Below are 21,566 nucleotides of genomic sequence, written 5' to 3' on the forward strand. Positions count from 1 at the left end.
AATTGCTGAATAATGAGAAATAAAATATCACGCTTGTTCATTCTTTCTATGGCCCTTTTTGGCTTAACACTTCAGGCCCAGGAAAGCACTAAAAAATCACCGGAATTTCTTCAATACACTAATAGTAAATGGGTAGACTCTATAATGAAAGAGCTTACACCAAAAGAGCGAATTGCCCAACTTATTATGGTAGCGGCTTATTCTAACCGGGATAATGAACATAAAGAGGAAATCCTAAAACTGATTAACGAACAAAAAATTGGCGGATTAATATTTTTCCAGGGCGATCCTGAAACACAATTAAAGTTGATGAACGATTACCAATCGGCTTCTAAAGTTCCATTGTTAGGAGCGATAGATGCGGAATGGGGATTGGGAATGCGATTGGATAATACCATTAGCTACCCTTATCAAATGGCGTTGGGTGCAATTCGGGACGATAGTTTGGTTTATGACCTCGGGCAGGAAGTGGCCCGCCAAATAAAGCGTACGGGGCTTCATCTTAATTTCGCACCCGTAGTAGATGTAAATAATAATCCGAACAACCCGGTGATTAATTATCGCTCTTTTGGGGAAAATAAAGAAAATGTTTCCGCAAAAGGAATCGCCTATATGCGTGGGATGCAGGATGCGAATTTGCTAACCACAGCAAAACATTTTCCCGGCCACGGGGATACCGATACCGATTCTCATTACGCGCTTCCGCAGATAAATCATCCTTTTGAAAGGTTGGATTCTTTAGAAATGTACCCGTTTAAAGAGCTTATAGACGCCGGAATTGGTGGCGTGATGGTAGCGCATTTAAATATTCCCGCACTGGATTCTACCGGAGTGCCTTCCACCTTATCAAAATCTATAATCACCGGAATTCTAAAAGATAGCCTTGGTTTTGAAGGTTTAATCGTGACCGATGCGATGAATATGAAAGGAGTTACCAAAGGAAACGAACCCGGTATTGTTGATAAAGACGCTATTTTAGCGGGTAACGATCTCTTAGAGTTCACAGAAGATGTTCCAAAAACTATTGAGGAAGTAAGCAAAGCCATTAAGCAGGGATTAATTTCTCAAAAACAGTTAGATGAACGAGTAAGAAAGATCCTGGCGGTAAAACAATGGGTTGGTTTAAATCAATTTAAAGCGCAAAGTCCCAAAAATATATTGAAAGAGATCAATACTGCTGATGCGAAATTCTTAAACAGGAAACTGGTAGAAGCCTCACTTACCGTACTAAAAAATGAAAATAGCATTTTACCAATAAGGAAGCTGGATACTTTAAAGATCGCTTCAATTTCTTTTGGAGCTTCTAAACAAACCGAATTTCAGAAAACCTTAAACCTATATACCGAAGTAAAAAACTTCCAGTTAAAAGCTGATGCCAAAGCTTCAGACATAGAGAAGATCAAAGAAAAACTTTCAGCATACAATCTTGTAATTGGCGGGATTCACGATGATAGCCGTTTCCCGAGAAATACCATGAAATTCTCTCAACCTGTACAGGATTTTATAGCAGAACTTACCGAAAAAGAGAATAATATTTTCAGCTATTTTAAAAACCCGTATTCGTTAAATAAACTGGATAAGATTGAAAACACTGCAGGTTTAATCTTAACCTACCAGGATAACGAAACTACGCAAGACCTTGCCGCACAACTTATTTTTGGTGGAGTAGGAGCAAACGGAAGACTTCCGGTGAGTATTGGTAAGAAATTCAAGTCGGGAGACGGGATGGACGTAAAAGGAAAAATTAGATTTAAATACACCCTGCCTGAAGATGCCGGTATGAATTCTGAAAAACTTTTTGGCGGTGTAGATTCCTTAATGCAGGAAGCTATTAAAAAAAAAGCGACGCCGGGAGGGCAAATTCTAGTCGCTAAAGATGGGAAAATCGTTTTGCATAAAGCTTACGGTTACCACGAATACAGCGATACCATAAAAGTTAAGAAAACCGATTTGTATGATCTGGCTTCGGTAACAAAAATTTCTTCAGCTTTACCGGCTTTAATGAAGTTGCACGACGAAGGTAAGTTTAAGCTTGATGCCGGGATAGACGACTACTTACCTTATTTCAAAAACTCGAATAAAGCGGGAGTTCCTTTTCGGCAAATTCTAACACACCAGGCAAGATTTAAACCCTGGATTCCATATTGGAAAAATACACTTCGCAAAAACGGAAGCTATAAATGGTTTACCTTTAAAAAAGATTCTTCCAGTCGCTTTCCTGTTAAAGTAAGTGGAGATCTATGGTTACATCGTAATTACCAAAAGAAGATGTTTAAAGCCATCAAGAAATCTGAGCTGGAAGACGAGGCAAAATATAAATATTCTGGTCTGGTTTTTTACTTGTTACCTTCTATAGTAGAAGAGATTTCCGGGGAAGATTTCAGAAAATATATCAATGAAAATTTTTACGATAAACTTGGCGCTACAACTCTAGGTTATAATCCGCTGGAGCGCTTTGAAAAAAGCCGAATTGTACCTACAGAACATGATTATTTATTCCGAAGAAAACCTATTCATGGGATGGTGCACGATGAAGGAGCGATTATGATGGGTGGAGTATCGGCCAACGCCGGGCTTTTTTCTAATGCTAACGACCTTGCAAAACTGATGCAAATGTACCTGAATATGGGAGAATACGCCGGCGAGCGCTATATAGAAGAAGAAACCTTAAAAGAATGGAGTACCGCGCAGTTTCCCGACAATGACAATCGCAGGGGAATAGGATTTGATAAACCCTCTTTAGAGTATGAAGGTGAAAGCAGTAATACGGCCAAAGACGCGAGCAAGGCTAGTTTTGGCCATACCGGTTTTACCGGAATTTACGCCTGGGTAGATCCCGAAGAAGACTTGCTTTACCTATTTCTTTCTAACCGCGTTTTACCTTCACGGGAAAATACAAGGCTATATCAATTAAATGCAAGAACTAAGATTCAACAAGTTTTGTATGATGCTATAGAATAATATAAGATAGATTTTCGGCAGTTTTATTAATTATTATTCTGAATAAGCGAATAGATTCCCTAAAAATTTTAAAGCTTATATTGGAAAGTATATATTTGTTTGATTTTTCCATAAAAACCATTCAAAATATATGACCAGAAATTACCCCCCGATTCTTATTACCCTACTATTACTATTTACTAATTCTTTGTTTGCACAACATACTATAAAAGGAAAATTGGTTACTGAAACCAATAATCCAGTGGCATTTGCCAATGTTATTTTATTAGATGCACAGGATTCCACTTCAGTTTATAAGGGTACAATTTCAGAGGATAACGGTGAGTTTTTGCTGGAAGAAATTGCCTCTAACGATTATCTTTTAAAAGTGAGTTTTGTAGGATACGAGGAATATCTTCAGCAAATATCAGTCAATTCAGATAAAAAAATAAGAAAGATCACCTTAAAGGAAGGTGCTTCAAATTTAGATGAAGTAACCATTAATGCCCGTAAGCCAAAAATTACCCGTAGTATAGACCGCATTACCTTCGATATAGAAAACTCTACGCTTTCCAGAGGAAACAGTTGGGATATTTTACGGCAAACGCCCGGCGTAATTATGAGCCAGGGGCAACTGCAGGTGCGAAATTCTAATGTTACGGTTTATATTAACGATCGTAAAGTGCAGCTTACCGAGAGTGAACTGCAAACCCTTTTACAAAGTTATTCGGCCGAAAATATTAAATCTATTGAAGTCATCACCAATCCGCCGGCACGTTACGAAGCCGAAGGTGGCGCCATTTTAAATATTAATACCACTTCAGCCATTTCTCCCGGCTACAAAGGAAGTGTAGAAGGAAATTATACACAGGGGATTGTTCCAAAATATCAATTAGGAACAAGCCATTACTGGAAAGGCGATAAGCTTAATGTTTTTGCTAATTATACTTTTAGTCCGCGGAAAGAGATAAAAAGAGATGATAGTTATATAAATTTTAGTCCAAATGAAGAGTTTGGTCAAAGATGGCAAACCGATTTTGATCGGGTTACCCGCTCACAAGCACATAATGCGAATGTGATTTTGGATTATGATTTTGATGAAAATAACAAGCTAAGTTTTTCTTCGAATCTCTTGTTCTCACCCGATAAAACTTTTGATAATTCGGTGCGAACCGATATTGAATCATCGGGAAATACGCCTTTTTCAAATTTTATGACCGATAGTGAAGTTGTTACCGATGAACATAACATTGCTTTAGATCTAACTTATACCCATAATCTTGAAAATGGCGGCAGTTTTTCGGCTGCTACGCACTATACCAGGTTCACTCAAGACAGGGATCAAATGGTCGCGACCAATTATTTTGATTCAGCAGGTGGGAATGTTCAAAATATCAATTTCAATACTTCCTCGGGACAAAATATAGAGATTTTTACCGGGCAATTGGATTTTAATAGTTCAATAGGGGAGATGAGTTTTGACGCCGGGGCAAAGGTTTCAAATATAAATTCTAACAGTGGGATCAACTTTTCTAATGCTGAAAGCCTGGACGATCTGTATGATAATCTTTCCGACGATTTTTATTATGACGAAACAGTTTCTGCGGCTTATATTAGTATCTCCAGAGATTGGGAAAAATGGAGTGCAAAAGCTGGTTTGCGGGGAGAGTATACCGATCTTTTGGGAGTGTCTTTATCAACCAATCAGCGAAACCGTCAGGAATATTTTGAATTGTTTCCTACCGCTTATTTGCAATATCGCGCTTCAGATAATCATAGTTTTACGCTGGATTATAGCCGAAGAATTGAACGCCCACGTTATGAAAGCTTGAATCCGTTTAGATATTTTCTGAATGAAAACGATTTTAATGCCGGAAACCCGAATTTACGTGCGGCAATTAGCAATAATATCAATCTGAATTATACGCTTTTAGGGCAGTATTTTTTCGATGTTTATTATCGCGATAATGGAAGATCACCAGCGAGCCTGGCCTTCCAGGATAATCAAAATCTAACCATAAGAAGAATGCAGGCTAATTTACTGGAAAGTAAAAGCTACGGACTTGACATTTTGCACGGTCGATCAATTACCGGCTGGTGGTATGCTCAATTATATGCTTCACTTTTTCATGAAGAGAATACCTTTTTAGCGGTTGAAAGCAATAATGCTGAGGTTACCAATGAAATAGATGCTGTTTTTGGGCAGCTTTATAACGCCTTTACGCTATCAAAAGACGGAACTTTTTCAGGAAATTTAAGTTTTACCTACGTTTCAGATTATATTGCTGGTTCTTATAATTTTGACCCGTTTTCAACTTTAAGCCTTGGTTTTAGAAAAACTTTATGGAACAATCGCGCAGAATTAAGCTTGAACATCAACGATATCTTTAACGATACAAATACACGATTAACATCGCGATATCTAAACCAGGATAATTCATTTTTCGCGCAGGAAGAAATGCGTTATGTGCAGGTAGGATTTAAATATAACTTCGGAAACTTTAGACTGGAAGACAACCAACGTAGTATAGACGCTGCCGAGAGGGATAGGTTATAAGATTCAGCATTCAAAATTTCGAATTCAAAATTGTTTCTTAATTTTGCACTCCAAAATAAACCGAAGTGGCAAAAATAGGAAATATAGATGTAGGAGACTTCCCGTTGCTTTTAGCACCGATGGAAGATGTGAGTGACCCGCCATTCCGTGCGCTTTGCAAAGAGCATGGCGCAGATGTAGTATATACCGAATTTATCTCTTCAGAAGGGCTTATTCGCGATGCGGCGAAAAGCACCATGAAACTTGATATTTACGAGAAAGAACGCCCGGTAGGCATCCAGATTTTTGGAGCCAACCTGGACTCTATGCTACAATCGGTAGAAATTGTAGAGAAATCTGGCCCCGATATTATTGATATTAATTTTGGATGCCCCGTTAAAAAAGTGGTTTCTAAAGGTGCCGGTGCCGGTATTCTAAAGGATATAGATCTCATGGTTTCGCTTACCGAAGCCATGGTAAAGCATACCAATTTACCCGTAACCGTAAAAACCCGTTTGGGTTGGGATAACGATTCTATTAAAATCGTTGAGGTTGCCGAAAGACTTCAGGATGTAGGCTGTAAGGCCATTTCTATTCACGGGAGAACCCGTGTTCAAATGTATAAAGGCGAAGCGAATTGGGCGCCCATTGCCGAGGTAAAGAACAATTCACGAATGCATATTCCGGTTTTTGGAAACGGCGATGTTGATACTCCCGAAAGAGCGGTGGAAATGCGTGATAAATTCGGACTTGACGGTGCGATGATTGGCCGGGCCAGTATTGGTTATCCCTGGTTTTTTAGGGAAGTAAAACATTACTTTGAAACCGGTGAGCATTTACCTCCTCCAACAATGATGGAGCGTTTAGATGCCGCAAGACGCCACCTGCAAATGGCGATTGACTGGAAAGGGGAGAAGCTGGGTGTTTTTGAAACCCGAAGACATTATACCAATTATTTTAAAGGAATTCCTCACTTCAAAGAATACCGAATGAAAATGGTAACCAGCGACGATGCTGTAGATGTTTTCGCCGCATTTGATGAAGTAGAACGAGATTTTTCAGATTTTCAGTTTGCTTAATTAAGTTAAGCCACGAATTCACAAATATTCATCATTCTGAACTGGTTTCAGAATCTAATCTCTTATAAGATTTTTATGCTTTTTAAGCTCCTCCCCTTATTTTCAAGGGGAGGTGGCCGATAGGACGGAGTGGGTTTCATCTTGAAAAGTTCTTCCGTATTTAATTTGTTGGTTTACAACCACCTCTTTCTTCAGCTACGCTGAATTCATTCCCCTCCTTACAAAGTAGGGGAGCGTTTAGATAAAAAAATCGTGAATTTGTGGCGAGAAATATTAAACTGCTTTTAAAGCTTTTCTACTACTTCCAGCGGCGATAAAAGAAGCGATAAGCCCAAGAATTCCAATGGTAAATATTACAATCAGGATATTTTCTAAAGTGATAGCTACTGGATAGGGCAGGCTAGGCGTGATCATTACCAGGTCAAATTGCAGTTGTAAGTAAACTAATAGGATCGCTGCCGATAGTCCTATGGCGCCGCCAATAATCGTCATTAACATTCCCTGGGTAAAGAAAATTCGTTTGATCTGGCTTTCAGAAGCACCAAGGTTAAATAGCGTTTTGATATTCTCTCGTTTATCCAGGATCACCATAATTATAGATCCGGCTACGTTAAAAAGAGCGATGATAAGCACCAGGGTGAAAATAAGATAAACCGCTAGATTTTCGGTATTGAGCATTTTGTAAAGCATCTCGTTAAGTTGCGCGCGGTTTTTTACAATAATTTCATCACCAAAAAGCGCTTTAATTTCCTCAGTTACAACATCGGCATCAGCTTCTGGAGTTATCTTAATTTCTACGCCAGAAAAAGTATCTTCATCTAATTCCAGAAGATTACGAGCAAAGTTAAGGTTAGAGAACACATATTTATCGTCCAGTTCTTCATTTACGCTGTAAATTCCGCTAACAATTACTTTTTCCTGGTTAAAAGCCTGTCCAGGATTTAGGCCGGTGATCTGGCCTTTTCCGGGCCGCGGCACCATTACATTTAGTAAATTCTGGTAATTAAAAATACTCAGTCCCAATTTCCTGGAAATGGTATTACCAACCACCACCTGCGCTTCGCTACTGGTTAACCAGGAACCGGCAATTGCACTGTCTATTTGAGTTACCTGCTGGTAATTTTTATCTACACCCTTTATAAACGCCGTATGATTCTTATTGCGATAATCCAGGAAAATACGTTCTTCAATAATTCGGCTAAAACTTGAAATTCCTTCAATTTCAGCTAATTCTTCGGCTTTATTTTCTGGAAACTGGAAAGTTTTTCCGCTTGACGGCAATATTTTTAAATCGGGATCAAATTTATTGGAAAACGAAAGGCTAAAATCCTTGAGGCCGGCGAACCCTGAGAGTACAATAAATAAAGAAAAAGCCCCTGCAAAAACACCAATGGCCGCAATAATGGTAATGATATTAATGGCATTATTGCTGCTCTTGCTAAAAAGATAGCGCCTGGCGATGTAGAAGGGGAATTTCAAATTAAGATTTTTTCCGCCGCTCCAGTAAGTCGGGATCGGTTATTGGATTTTCTTCTCCTTTAATAGATTTTTCTATACCTTCTATATAATCGAGAGAATCGTCCAAATAATAATTGATTTCCGGCATTTTTCGCAACTGGTTTTTAGTGCGCTGCGCCATTTCGTGTTTTATCTTAGACTTCCCAAGGTTTATTTCCTCTATAACTTCCTGCGCGTGTTTCTGCGGAAAAATACTGATATAAGCTTTCGCGATAGAAAGATCTGTAGTTACTTTTACTTTAGAGACCGAAATGATCACTCCTGTTCTCCCGGCATCTTTAAGGTTCTTTTGCAGGATATCGGCTAAATCGCGCTGCAAAACTCCTCCTATTTTCTTTTGTCTGTTTGTCTCTTCCATAAGGCAAAAATACTATAATAAATTGGTATACTCCTAAATGTAAAAAACTATGCGTACAAGTCTTAATTTTAGCTTGTTCATTTTTTCCATCGATAAAAAGCGAACCAAAAAATCTAGGCTTGCGAATCTTTATCTAAATTTTACGCTCGTCCCCCTAAATTTTCGATAAAAGTGATCTTATTCAAAAGACAACCGGAATATTGCCGAGAGTAAAGTTGTTGGGGTTTCTTTTTAATTTGATAGAAGTTTATCGATTTTGAATATCTGAAATTAGAAGTTTAACTTGCTGCATCTACTTAAAAATAGAAAAATGAAAAAAATTGAACATATTGGGATTGCCGTAAAAGATCTTGAAGCTGCAAATGCTACCTATAATGCGGTTTTGGGAAGTGAAAATTATAAAACCGAAACGGTAGAGAGTGAAGGTGTGAGTACGTCTTTCTTTAAAATTGGAGAGAGTAAAATTGAATTGCTTGCCGCTACAAATCCTGAAAGTCCTATCGCAAAGTTTATTGAAAAACGCGGCGAGGGCATTCATCATATAGCTTTTGCGGTAGATGATATTAAAGCTGAAATCGCCCGCCTGGAAAAAGAAGGTTTTAAGCTTATAAATACCGAACCTAAAGATGGCGCCGATAATAAGCTGGTAGCTTTTATGCACCCTAAAAGTTTCCACGGGGTTTTAGTAGAATTATGCCAGGAAAAAAGCCCCTCCCCAGCCCTCCCCAAAGGAGAGGGAGCGAGAAATTAAGAAATTGCACTTCACCTTGCAGGAGTTAAAAATATATCATAATATTGCACTCCTAAAATTCGGGTATTGTTGAAATACTTGAATTGGTCCTATAGCTCAGCTGGTTAGAGCACTTGACTCATAATCAAGGGGTCCCTGGTTCGAGCCCAGGTGGGACCACCAACAAAATCAAGCCTTACAGAGATGTAAGGCTTTTTTGTTTCTTCTTGGGTACAACATATGTACAACATTTAGGAAGCCTCTTATTTTTATCAGTAATGTAACTATCTCATGTAAAATTTAATGATGACAATAAGTATTCATACCGGATAGGCTTTTCGATATTAGTTTTTCAGATGGAATCTAGGTTTTGCACCTGATTTCCGTTTTAAGCTAAATTTTATAATATATTAGATACCTTAGCTTCAAGTTAAAAAGGTTTGTGATTGCAAATCAGTGTTATGTATTAACTTGAGAAAGGTGATATGAAACTTCCAGAACTAAGAATACAATACGTCTCAGACCTACATTTAGAGTTTTCGGAAAATGAAAAATTTTTAAATAAATCTCCACTAAAGCCGGAAGGGGAAGTACTCATCTTGGCTGGTGATATTATACCTCTGGTTAGATTAGAAGATTTTGATTATTTCTTTGATCAACTTTCAAACGATTTTGAAATGGTATTTTGGATTCCTGGTAATCATGAATACTATCATTATGACGTGGGTTTGAAATGTGGCAGCTTCAAAGAGAAAATCCGGAATAATATATGGTTTCTAAATAATCAAGAAGTTGTTTTAGGAAAGTACAGATTGATATTTTCAACCCTTTGGGCAAATATATCTGTTCAAAATTCTTTTATAATACAGCAAGATTTAAATGATTTTCAGATGATAGAGTTCAATGGTAAACCTTTTACTCCAGAATTATTCAACACCCTTTTTGAAGAAAATCATAAGTTTATTAATAATAGATTACAGCAAAAAACAGAATTAACGACGGTGGTCGTAACTCACCACGTGCCTACATTATTCAATTACCCTAAAAAATACCGGAACAGCCAGATTAATGAAGCTTTTGCCGTAGAACTCTATAATTTGATTGAAAATGAGCAGCCAAGTTATTGGATTTATGGACATCACCATAGTAATACACCTGATTTTAAAATAGGAAATACGTGGTTGTTAACAAATCAACTGGGTTATGTAGCGTATCATGAGTATGAAAAATTTCAATTAGACAAAATTATTGATAGTGAAGAAAATTATTAATCAGCAAGTTATTGGTTGTGCCCTGGAGGGGGAGCTTAGGAAGACAAGCCATTTAAGAAATTGAATGACTTTTTTAGTATTAACTTTTTACTTAAACTATTCCTTAATCTGCAAATTGAGCTTTGTTTCTCTATATATTTCAGAAAATCCCCATTAAGACTTGTTGCTAAGGACTTAGCTTTTCTCAAATTTTATAATCTCATTTATTCGAAACAGGTTTAATATTTCACAATTTTCAAGTTTATCACGAAGGTTTATTAAAAGTCAGTTTTAGATATCTGTCAATTATTTCAACTTTTTATAAAGGATATTTCAAAGTTTTTATTGTTTTACAGTTAAATTATTCTTCTGATAAGATTTGATTTCTTTTTCTCATTTAGTTTGTTTTCTAAATCAATTTTTAATCAAAATGGAAGAAAACAAAAAAATTGAGGATCTCTTAATTGATATTAAAGGCCTCCTTGGAACCACCAAAAAAGTAATGAACGTGGAAGACCTGGCACAATACACCGGGCTCTCCAAAAGTAAGATCTATAAGCTTACGCATTTGCGGCTTATACCAATGGGGAACAATCCCAACATTCGCCAAAAGTTTTTCGACAAGGAAAAGATCGATGCCTGGCTCCTAGGAGAACCGGACCTGTCTGATGCCTTTCTTGAAGATCAGTTCAATAAGGGCCTGATAAAAAACCGGAAATAGGCTCTTGCCTTTTACTCATCCTTTAAAAATTTTAAGATGAAAAAGCTAACCTATATCCGGGTGGGTACTTGCTACTATAAATTAGTTCAGCTGCCCACTATTTCCGGGGACTTTAATGAAGTTTTAGTTCCCTGGAGTCTGGAGACCCTGCGCAATGACCACGGCAAAGCTTATGTGGGCAAGATCAGAAAATATGATGGCTTTACCTGTATTCCTAGCCACCTGGATTTTAAGCAAGAGGTCTTTGGGTTTTATAACACCTATGCTCCTTTGCCTCACACGCCGACAAATGGTTCCATCGACTATTCATTGCGATTTGTCAATCATATTTTCGGAAACCAGTTTGAATTAGGACTGGATTATTTGCAGCTTTTATACCTGAAACCTATTCAGATCCTGCCCATCTTGTGTTTGGTTTCAAAAGAAAGGGTGACCGGAAAAACTACTTTTCTCAAATGGTTAAAGGCTATTTTCGATAATAACCTCACCTATCTCACCAATGATAACTTCAGCAGCCAGTTTAATGCAGACTGGGCAAACAAGCTGCTTATTTGTATAGATGAAGTACTGTTCAATAAGGAAGAACTTACCGAGCGAATTAAATACCTCAGTACTACCGATTATAATAAAATGGAGGCTAAAGGCAAAGATAAGCGTGAACTTGAATTTTTTGGAAAGTTTATCCTCTGTAGTAATAATGAAGATAACTTCATAAAGATCGATAGCGATGAAACCCGTTTTTGGGTGCTAAAAATACCTTCCCTTAAAACAGAAGAAACCCAATTTTTAGAACATCTAAAAAAAGAAATTCCGGCTTTCTTGTTTTACCTGCAACACCGGGAATTAGATACAGCCCATAAAACCCGAATGTGGTTTACCCCGGAACAGATTAGGACAAATGCCTTGCAAAATTTAATGCGCAATAACAGGAACCGGGTAGAAAAGGAACTTGCTAGTATGCTTCTAAGTGCTATGGAAACTTTTGATTTGGAAGAAGTAAATCTATGCCCTATGGATGCGCTCCAAATTTTAAACCACACCCGGGTTAGGACCGATCTTACCCAGTTGAGACAAATACTAAAAAATGACTGGAAATTAAAGAACCAGGATAATTCCCGCACCTATCAAAAAATGGTGATGTGGCAGAATGGCCTTGCGCCAATCCCCGGCAAAGGGCGCTACTATACCATTGAAAAATCCTTCTTGCTTGGGAATTTTGAAGATTTGGAAAACGATGAAACGATGCAAAAGTGATGCGTGCTGTAATCCCAGTGTTATCAAGGCTTGCGGGAAGATTTGCATCAAAGCAACAAATTCGGAATACAACAAAAGAGAAAAGCCTCCGGTAATTTCTTCTTTTTTTGATGAATTGATGCAAGATAGAAATAAGACCAGTAATACTGGGGATTTTCAGCCGCATCGTTTCCGCATCACTTTATCATCAAAAATAAAACGATGCGGAGATTTGAATCTATATGATAGTATCCAATGGGAAAATGAAAAGAAATGGAAAACACAGAAACATCAAAAAGCTGGGAAAAAGCCCGTAATATTTGCATCGTAAAAACGCTTGCAAAATTAGGGCACTTTCCCAGCAGAACAACGGAAAAAGAAGCTTGGTTTCTGAGTCCCCTGCGGTCAGAAACACAAGCCTCTTTCAGCGTCTCTTTAGTAAAGAACCTATGGTATGACTTCGGAATAGGAGAAGGAGGTTCAACGATAGATCTTATTATGCTTATGAAATCCTTTTCCGTAAAGGAGGCACTGGAATATTTAAAGAACAATACGGAGACTTTTTCTTTTAGCCCATCAAAACCTGAAGATCGTTTGAAGCAAGCGGAAATTCGAATCCTGGAGGTTGAATTGATTTACCTGCAGGGATTAGTGGATTATTTGAAATCCCGGAATATACCTTTTGAGATTGCCGCTAAATATTGTAGACAGGTTTGGTATAGCTGTAAAGGGAAACGATTTTTTGCAATCGGACTTAAAAACCATAAGGGAGGCTGGGAACTTAGAAATAAATACTTTAAAACCTCCAGTAGCCCAAAAACCTATTCACTTTTTGAAAGAGGGTCTAAACAATTAATCATCACGGAAGGGATGTTTGATTTTCTTTCCCTGGCTACCATCGATGAAGATTTGGTTCAAAATTCAGACTGCATCATTTTAAATTCACTGGCTTTTGTGGAAAGGATAAAAATGCTCATTCCTAAATATGAGAAGGTTCTTATCTATCTTGATAATGACCCGGCAGGTAAAAAAGCAGCTAGTTCACTTTTAAACCAGTTTGATAATGTGACCGATTGCGGTGATTCCTACTCTGGATATGGAGATCTAAATGAAAAATTAATCAATGAAGGATGCTTTAAAAAATCCCTGACTTTAAAATAATGATGCTTTGGTAAATGGTAATTGCCTATCGGAGAATTTCAGTTGAAAGGGAAAAGCAAGATGTGTCATTGTAATGACAATCTTGCTTTGCGCCCGATGGTTGCAAAGATTTTAAAAAGAAAAAAATGAAAAGGGAATACATCCAGGTTCGCTGCTCGATCTACGAGAAGAAGCTGCTCCAAAGAAGGGCGGCCCGGGCAGGAATTTCCCTTTCAGAATATATCAGGGCAACGGCCTTTGATAAAAACATTGTAGAACGGATCACCCCGGAACAACTGGAGACTTATAAGATGCTGGTCCAGTACAAAAACAATTTTACCCGCATTGGGAATATGTTTAAAAAGCGGGATCCAAAGCTTGCCAGGGAAGTGGAAGACCTTGCGAAAGAAATCAGGGCCCATTTAAAAAACTTTAAAAAATGATAGGAAAAGGACATAGCGTTTCAGGCACCAGGGTTTCCATATCCTATGGTTGAAACCAGGAAAAAGAAGCTGATGTCGTATTAAGAGAAAACGTGGCCGGGGATACCCCTGCAGAAATAGCCGAAGAATTTAGGATTATCCAGTCGCAAAACCTGCGATGTACCAATAACACTCTAAGTTTTATCGTCAGCCCCACGATTGAGGATGGGCAGGATCTAAGCAAAAGAGACCTGGAAGAGATCGCCAGAAAGTTTTTAAAGGAAATGAACCTGCAAAACAACCAATCCATTGGATTTGTTCACCGGGATAAAGCGCATACTCACGTCCATATCTATACCAACAGGATTGGTTTTGATGGCAAAGCTTACAATGACAGCTTTATCGGAAAACGAAGTCAGATAGCGGCAGATAATGTTGCTAAAGAATTAGGACTTACCAGGGTTCGGGAAGTACAAAAGGAAAAACTACACGAATTAAAGCACTTGCGACAAGAAATTAAAAATATACATGATCGCGTACTTCAGTCCAGACCAAAATCGCTAGATGAATATATCAGTAAGATGAAAGCCCAAAAGGTTGAAGTGATTCCCACCATCAATAAAGCCAATCAACTACAGGGGTTTCGGGTGGAATACAAAGGAGTAAATCTAAAAGCCAGTGAAGTGGACCGGTCGATGAGCGGGAATAGGTTAATTCCCCAGATCGCCCAAAACAGGAGTTTTACAAGGCTAAAAGAGGTGCCAAAAAGCCTTTAGGTCTTAGATAAGACAGTGCAACTAAGCAGCAATCTGTCAACCAAAATAGCTAAAGAGATTTTAAAAGGAATAGTAAAAACAGTAAGAGATACCGGTATAGGTATGGGATATTAAAATTTTAAGCGATGAAAAAACTAGATGAAATTATGGAACTGATGGCCGATGAGATGGATGATTTCAAAACTGCTGTACTGGAACTTCAAAAGCTTTCAGAACAATTGGTAAAGATAAGCATCCCAATAAGCACGGAAGCTGTGGAAAAGAACCTGAACACATTCCTGCAAAAACAGGAAGCAGAAAAGCAAAAAACGGATGAAATCCTTATGGAAATTGATCGAAAATTAAAACACGCCAAGGTTATACCTAATTATTTGCTGATTCTTTTTGGAATCTCAGGAATTACTGCCCTGGGTTCAGTGGGGTATTTCGGGTACACCTCGAAAGAAAAAGTAGAAGACAATTTTGAAGTATATCGGACGATTGTGGAATCTCAAAATAAGCATTATGAAGATTATTTTGCAGCATATCCGGAAATCCAGGAGGCATACTGCGAGTGGATACAGGGTGGATACCCCGATTTGTAATGATAAATGGCCTGTAGCAAAAATTAGTAAATTTGCGACAAATGCCCTGAAACACTCAGTAAAACCGTGGAAATTTGCGGTAAAAATTTAGTAAAAAATAAAAGCAAATTTTTAAATGAGTGGTCAAAAGCGTGCAGATTACCAGTAAATGGCTTGAAAGGCCCTGAAAACAGGAGAAAATTTACTGGTTTTATAAAATTAAATAGGTTGCGCCCTATGCTGTTTTTACTTTACGCTTAACTTCCCGTACACTATAAAAACAGCATAGGATCCTGCGCAGGTTATGGTAGATATGGGGCGGGAGGATTAGCAATTAATCTTGATAATGTTAGAGATAGAATTGTTTTATGATCTAAATGTTGATTTTATGTGACGGCAGATGCTATTAAGATGTTTTATTACACTACAATAATTTTAAGCAATAATTCTAATTGACTTCCGACGTTATATAATGGGCTAACAAAGGGCTTAATATCTTATTTCTATAAAATTTTAAAGGGCTTAGTAAATATAAATAGAAGGTAGCTTTGACCTTATTTAAATTACTTTCAATATTATAATTCTGCTTTATCGAAAATAGGTAGCCCACACCGCTATATATGACAAAAGCATTTAGCGAATATGATTTCCAATCTTACCTCTTACAGAAATCCGCTATCATATTTTATCAGTCCGTTTTAATTTCCATAGAATTTCGGCAGATTTTGGGAAGAAGACATGTTATTTATTCAAATATTAGTAATACGATTTCACTACAGTTTACAAAAGTTTTTCTAAAAGTTTTTCATTTCCAATTTAAAGCATTCATCATTTTAGATTTTAATAAAGGACAACTCGAGTAACGAAATTATGTCTTAAAATGATAAATAAGTGTTTGTAATTCGAACCCGATTAACATATCAAGGTTTGATGTTATATGGAATTGTATTGCAGACCATCCAAAACATTATCAGGTTTTGTTTCAATATTGCTTTTCTGTTTGATAAAAATTATCAATTCTTAAATTATTTGATTAGAAATTGATAAAATAATATTAACTAAAGCTTATTAAGTACTCTAATTTTGGCTTTGATTTTAGAAATAATAAGATAAAAAGTGAAATTATGAGTAAATTCAAGGGTCTTCTTGGGTTATTATTAATGTTGTGTACACAGATTGTAATGGCTCAAACTAAAACTATTACTGGTACGGTCACCGATGATAATGGTATGCCTTTGCCAAGTGTATCAATTTTGATTCAAGGAACCACAACAGGTGTAACTACAGATTTTGATGGCAATTATAGTATTGATAATGTCAATTCTAATGATAAATTGATTTTTTCTTATGTTGGAATGCAGGAAAAAGTAGTTGAAGTAAATGAGCAAACTACTATTAATGTTGTTCTTGAAAATGATGCCAATGGCCTGGAAGAAGTTGTATTAGTAGCTTACGGGAGTTCCACCCAAAGAGATTTAACAGGAGCTGTGGGTTCCGTATCCAGTGAAGATATTGAAAAGTTTCCTGCTACCTCTGTTAGTCAGGCACTTCAAGGAAAAGCTGCAGGTGTTCAAATAACTCAAAATTCAGGAGGGCCAGGAGCTGGGCTCTCGGTAAATATTAGAGGTGTAGGTTCTTTTGGAAATAACGATCCATTATATGTTGTGGATGGTTTCCCTACCCAGGATATTTCATTCTTAAATCCTAATGATATAAAGTCCATGTCGATATTAAAAGATGCTTCGGCTGCCGCAATATATGGAGTTAGGGCAAATGCCGGGGTTGTTATTATTGAAACCAAAAAAGGTCTTAGGGATAGAGTTACGGTTAGTATCGATTCCTGGGCCGGGTTTCAGTTGGAGCCGGAGCAAATTGATATGTTAGATGTTAATCAATTTACCGATTTTGCACTCGAAATTGCCGAAAATCAAGATAAGCAAGTTTTGGATGAATGGAGAAATCCGGGAGACTTGCGTAATATCAATTGGCAGGATTATGCTTTTGATACAGGTTTTAGACAAGGTCATAATATTAGTATTCGGGGGGGAGGTGAAAAAGCTAGAGCTGCTCTGAGTGTCGGAATGGTGGATGAAGAAGGCGTTATTTTAACCTCCTCTTATAAACGCTACAATATTGGGTTAAATGCTGATTATGATATTCTGGAAAATTTAACCGCCAGAGCAGATATGAAATATGCTTATTCTGAGAGTTATCAGAATTTATCTCAGGGTTATTATGGATTTACAAAGCTGTTTACAAACGTTCCGTATCTTGATGACCGAACAGGTACTAATCAACCTTATGACGGGAATGGTAATTATGGCGCTTTTCCTGATACTGGTTTACTTTCAACCACAAATAATGTTTTGGCTAGTGCCTTGCAAAACGACAATGATAATGGTACCAATAATCTTTTAGGTAATCTTGCTTTGGAATATAGCTTCCTTGATGGATTCAAGGCCACGGGTAAATTTGGTTTTCAAACTCAGAATTATGCTGGATGGTCTTTCCTCCCAAGATATAATCGTGGTAATTCTAATGCTGATAATAATCCTTCAGCAACCTATACTATAAACCAAAGCACCTTTAATGAATATCTCGCTGAAGGTTTATTAGAATACAAAAAGACATTTGAAGACCATAGAGTGGAAGTCTTGCTTGGAGTTTCTGCACAAAAGAATAAGTTTAAGAATGTATATGTAGAATCAAGAGGATTTTTAAGTGATGATATTCGAGATCTTGCTGCTGCCGAAGAAGTAACTAATAGATCTGGTACTTGGGGAACGGCTACTTTTGCAAGTACCTTCGGCAGAGTCAACTATACTTTTAAAGATAGATACACCCTTACGGCAACCTTGCGTAGGGATGGGGTAGGAAATAAATTTTCAGAAAATAATTTATATGGAACATTTCCCTCTTTAGCGGCTGGATGGAATATAGATGAAGAAGCATTTATGGAGAATTCCACTTTTGACTTATTAAAATTAAGAGGAAGTTGGGGTGAAACAGGAAATAGCCAAGGAATTGAGCCTTTCCAGTTCTTTACTTCTTATACCGGAGGTCCCACCAATGATAATAATGGATATGTTTTTGGTGGACAACCCGTTTCCGGTTTGGCTCCTGCCTCTTTGGGAAATCCTAATTTAGGTTGGGAATCTCAGGTTCAAACGAATGTAGGTATCGATGCTGAATTGTTTAATAGACAGCTTTATTTTACTGTGGATTATTTTCATAAGTCTGCAGAGGACTTTTTGCTAAGGGAAACAACGCCACCGCAAACAGGATTTACTTCAAGAACTGTAAACGCCGGAAATGTTGAAAATAGAGGTCTTGAATTACTCGTAGGATATCGCAAGAATCAAGGAGATTTTCAATTTGATCTATCTGCGAATTTCACAAAAATTGAAAATGAAATTTCAGCACTAACAAGAAACCAAGATTTTTTGATTTTTGAGACCAACTTTGTTCCAAATTTTGTGGACAATTGGTTAGGTTTCACCCGCTCTTATGTCGGTGGTAATGTAGGTACCTTTTATGGATATAGGGCAAACGGAATTTTTCAAACACAGGCAGAAATTGATGAATTAAACGCTGAAGCACCAGATGGTACTTATCAAGAATCCACCGGGGCAAATCCTATCGCTCCCGGAGATAGGCGTTTTGTAGATTTAAATAATGATGGAGAAATAACGGCGGCAGACCGCGAAGTTATCGGAAGCCCCTTTCCAGATTTTTATGGAGGTGTAAATTTCAATGGCTCTTATAAAAATTTCGAACTTGGAATAGCCCTTTATGGTTCTTATGGAAATGACATTTTAAACTTTACCAGAGTGGAGCAAGAAACTGCCGGAGGTTATGGTATAAACAGTGCTTACACCAACGTAAGTCAGGAGTATTATGAAAATAGGTGGACCCCGGAAAACCCATCTAATACTTACGCTAGAGCGGTGGTAGAGGATGTGAACCAGAATAACCGGGTTTCTAATCATTTTGTCGAAGATGGTTCTTTTTTAAGACTAAGAAACATCCAACTCGCTTATAATCTATCGCCTGATGTCATAGAAAACATAGGTCTCACAAATGCTAAGGTATACGTTAGTGGGCAGAATTTACTCACGTTAACCGGCTATAGCGGAATGGATCCTGAAATAGGTAGTGTGACTGATATTGATGGTAACGGAGGGGTTCAATCGAGAGGAGTAGATTTTGGCGCATATCCATCTCCTCAGACTTTCACAGTAGGTGTTAATTTACAATTCTAAAATTAAAAGTATGAATTTAAAAAAGCTAAAAATAACCAGTATTTGTCTTTTTCTAACAATGTTAGGTTGTTCTGATGATTATTTAATTGATCAGCAATATGACGGAGTTACTGATGAAATAGTATTTAATGATCCCGAAACCGCATCGGCGGTCGTCACAAGTGTTTATGATACCTTTCAAGGTGGGACGGTAGAATATTTAACAAAGGCGGTATTTTATCCGGCTAATTTCTTAACTCAGGATTTTAAGAATATAGGCTCTGATGCATTTTTCCAAACCTTTCAAATTCCTGTAACCTTTGTGCCATTTAATAATATGTGGACTCAGAATTATATTGGTATTGGTAGAGCAAATAATGCTATTTACAATATAAATTTAATGGTTGAGGAAGGAGATATTGATGCTGAATATGGTAATAGATTAATTTCAGAATCAAGAGCTTTAAGAGGTGTGCTATATTCTATTATGGCGTCTAATTTTGGAGGTGTACCAATTGTAACTCAAACAGCTGAACGGATTGAGGACCCTGAAGCTCCCAGAAATACACAGGAGGAAGTTTTTCGTCAGGTGATTGAGGATATGGAGATGGCAGCAGAATATTTACCCTGGGAATATCCCGAATCGGAAACGGGGAGGATTACTAAGGGAGCGGCTTATGCCTATATGGGTAGTGCATATATGTGGCTTGGAGAATATCAGAATGCAATTGAAGCTTTTGAAATGTTAGAAGGACATTATACGCTTGAGGATGACTTTCTTGCTATTCACGCAAATGATAATCAAAATAATAATGAATCAATTTTTGAAGTTCAGCTATATGACGAATCTGGTGATCTAGGTTGGGGACGTGACGATAATAAAACGTTTATTCAATCTTTTACGATGCCTAATGAAATTGGGAATGGTGGGGGTTACGCGGTTCCAACTGAAGCTTTATACAATTCCTTTGAAGATGGGGATGAAAGAAGGTCTGCTACTCTCATTGGACCTGGGGAGGAACATCCAGATCCTATTATAGACATTGCTATGTATGAAAATGTACAGCAAAATTTTGGAGGTATCAATACCTTAGGTACAGAAGAAGATCCGTGGACGGGTATTGACGGCCTTCCGGGGAGAGAAGGGTATTATGCAGTCAAATTATGGAGAAACCCTATTGTAGACGGTTGGTCAGGACCTAATATTTTTGGAGGTCAAAACTTAATATTTTTGAGATACGGGGAAGTGCTTTTAAGCCTTGCTGAGTCTTACCACAAAATAGGCAACGATTCAAAATCTATGGAATATTTAATGAGAGTTCGAAACCGAGCTGGATTGGAACAACCACCCCAAGGTGAACTTATGAATTCAATACTTGAAGAGTATAGGCACGAATTAGCCGGCGAATTTTCACTTTGGTGGGTTCTAAGACGCTCTGGTGACCATATTGAGTATATTCAAGATCGTTTTGATATTGCCATTCCAGAGGGAAAAGATTTAATGCCCATTCCGCAACAACAAATTGACATAAATCCAAATTTAACTCAAAACCCAGGATATTAATTAAACCATTAAGTTAAATTCAGGGTAAAGGCTCCAGATTGAACTGGAGCCTTTTTTATGCATATGATCATAAGGGGACGTTATTCGTAAGGTACTAATCTTAAATACCTTTTAGAGGAATAATTAGAACCAAATAGTCACGGGTTCCATTCAAGGTTGATCCAAGAAGGACCTGATGTTAAGAATAGAAAATGAATAAATGCATTACAGTTCAATCTTATTCTTACCCATTGTTTAAAGACGGGGAAAAGGAGAGAGGAAAACTGGTTTTTGTCCAAGTTTCATAATCATGCTCGGCTTTATTGCTTTTCGGAAGTGTTGGGAAAAGTCATATTTAACTTGAGAAATCATTACTAATTACTGATTTCTTCTTAAGATTATAAAAATTGCCAAACCAAAATGGAGAATGGGTCTGGTTATAGAAACAATAGGTCAGATTCAGTATTTTTTCGATTTACTCTTCAGGAGATAAATAATCAAATTCATAAAATTTCC

Annotated in this window: 15 protein-coding genes, 1 tRNA gene and 1 pseudogene; 15 read left to right on the top strand and 2 right to left on the bottom strand. The window is 37.5% G+C overall.

The annotated features are described in order from the left end of the window. The first annotated feature begins 12 nt into the window (after positions 1–12). The 3 genes from APB85_RS05485 (at position 13) to dusB (ending at position 6,555) form a co-directional block, all read left to right on the top strand. Positions 13–2,961, top strand: a complete 2,949-nt coding sequence (locus APB85_RS05485; protein ID WP_057480885.1) for a glycoside hydrolase family 3 N-terminal domain-containing protein — start codon at positions 13–15, stop codon at positions 2,959–2,961. Between the two features lie 130 nt (positions 2,962–3,091). Next, positions 3,092–5,497: an outer membrane beta-barrel family protein gene (locus APB85_RS05490; protein ID WP_057480884.1), complete on the top strand. Its 2,406-nt coding sequence runs from the start codon at positions 3,092–3,094 to the stop codon at positions 5,495–5,497. Positions 5,498–5,562: 65 nt separating this feature from the next. Continuing rightward, on the top strand, positions 5,563–6,555 hold the full coding sequence (gene dusB, locus APB85_RS05495; RefSeq protein WP_057480883.1) for a tRNA dihydrouridine synthase DusB: 993 nt from the start codon (positions 5,563–5,565) through the stop codon (positions 6,553–6,555). 273 nt (positions 6,556–6,828) lie between these two features. Here the strand turns inward: dusB and APB85_RS05500 are convergent, their stop codons facing one another. Both APB85_RS05500 and rbfA read right to left on the bottom strand, forming a co-directional pair. Then, the gene (locus APB85_RS05500; RefSeq protein WP_057480882.1) at positions 6,829–8,034 is read right to left on the bottom strand and encodes an ABC transporter permease; all 1,206 of its coding nucleotides are present in this window, start codon (positions 8,032–8,034) and stop codon (positions 6,829–6,831) included. A 1-nt stretch (position 8,035) separates the two neighbouring features. Further along, positions 8,036–8,431 carry a 30S ribosome-binding factor RbfA gene (gene rbfA / locus APB85_RS05505; RefSeq protein ID WP_037318333.1) on the bottom strand — a complete coding sequence of 132 codons (396 nt, stop codon included), beginning with the start codon at positions 8,429–8,431 and terminating at the stop codon, positions 8,036–8,038. A gap of 310 nt (positions 8,432–8,741) precedes the next feature. On the opposite strand from rbfA, the gene mce reads away from it, so the two are divergent. The 12 genes and pseudogenes from mce to APB85_RS05565 all read left to right on the top strand — a co-directional run bounded on the left by mce (position 8,742) and on the right by APB85_RS05565 (position 21,071). After that, on the top strand, positions 8,742–9,182 hold the full coding sequence (gene mce / locus APB85_RS05510; protein WP_057480881.1) for a methylmalonyl-CoA epimerase: 441 nt from the start codon (positions 8,742–8,744) through the stop codon (positions 9,180–9,182). Between the two features lie 85 nt (positions 9,183–9,267). After that, a tRNA-Ile gene (locus tag APB85_RS05515) sits at positions 9,268–9,344 on the top strand. 302 nt (positions 9,345–9,646) lie between these two features. After that, positions 9,647–10,432, top strand: coding sequence for a metallophosphoesterase (locus APB85_RS05520; protein WP_057480880.1), 786 nt, complete (start codon positions 9,647–9,649; stop codon positions 10,430–10,432). Between the two features lie 409 nt (positions 10,433–10,841). Further along, a complete protein-coding gene (locus APB85_RS05525) occupies positions 10,842–11,132 on the top strand; it encodes a helix-turn-helix transcriptional regulator (RefSeq protein ID WP_057480879.1) in 291 nt (96 codons plus the stop codon). Between the two features lie 36 nt (positions 11,133–11,168). Beyond that, positions 11,169–12,386, top strand: a complete 1,218-nt coding sequence (locus tag APB85_RS05530; protein ID WP_057480878.1) for a primase-helicase family protein — start codon at positions 11,169–11,171, stop codon at positions 12,384–12,386. Continuing rightward, entirely contained in the window at positions 12,367–12,696 is a 330-nt protein-coding gene (locus tag APB85_RS17205; RefSeq protein WP_057480877.1) for a hypothetical protein, read from the top strand. The genes APB85_RS05530 and APB85_RS17205 overlap by 20 nt, the downstream gene beginning before the upstream one ends. After that, a complete protein-coding gene (locus APB85_RS05535; RefSeq protein ID WP_057480876.1) occupies positions 12,639–13,526 on the top strand; it encodes a toprim domain-containing protein in 888 nt (295 codons plus the stop codon). The genes APB85_RS17205 and APB85_RS05535 overlap by 58 nt, the downstream gene beginning before the upstream one ends. 125 nt (positions 13,527–13,651) lie before the next feature. Continuing rightward, entirely contained in the window at positions 13,652–13,948 is a 297-nt protein-coding gene (gene mbpA / locus APB85_RS05540) for a mobilization protein MbpA (RefSeq protein WP_057480875.1), read from the top strand. Positions 13,949–14,016: 68 nt separating this feature from the next. Next, positions 14,017–14,703: pseudogene (locus tag APB85_RS05545) on the top strand (relaxase/mobilization nuclease domain-containing protein); the annotation flags it as partial. A gap of 125 nt (positions 14,704–14,828) precedes the next feature. Then, positions 14,829–15,287: a DUF6730 family protein gene (locus APB85_RS05550; protein ID WP_057480874.1), complete on the top strand. Its 459-nt coding sequence runs from the start codon at positions 14,829–14,831 to the stop codon at positions 15,285–15,287. Between the two features lie 1,103 nt (positions 15,288–16,390). Beyond that, positions 16,391–19,528, top strand: coding sequence for a SusC/RagA family TonB-linked outer membrane protein (locus tag APB85_RS05560; protein ID WP_057480872.1), 3,138 nt, complete (start codon positions 16,391–16,393; stop codon positions 19,526–19,528). A 10-nt stretch (positions 19,529–19,538) separates the two neighbouring features. Further along, complete coding sequence (locus APB85_RS05565; protein ID WP_103294420.1) at positions 19,539–21,071, top strand: RagB/SusD family nutrient uptake outer membrane protein; 1,533 nt, start codon at positions 19,539–19,541, stop codon at positions 21,069–21,071. Positions 21,072–21,566 lie beyond the last annotated feature (495 nt).

The organism is Salegentibacter mishustinae (assembly GCF_002900095.1).
GTDB classification, from domain to species: domain Bacteria; phylum Bacteroidota; class Bacteroidia; order Flavobacteriales; family Flavobacteriaceae; genus Salegentibacter; species Salegentibacter mishustinae.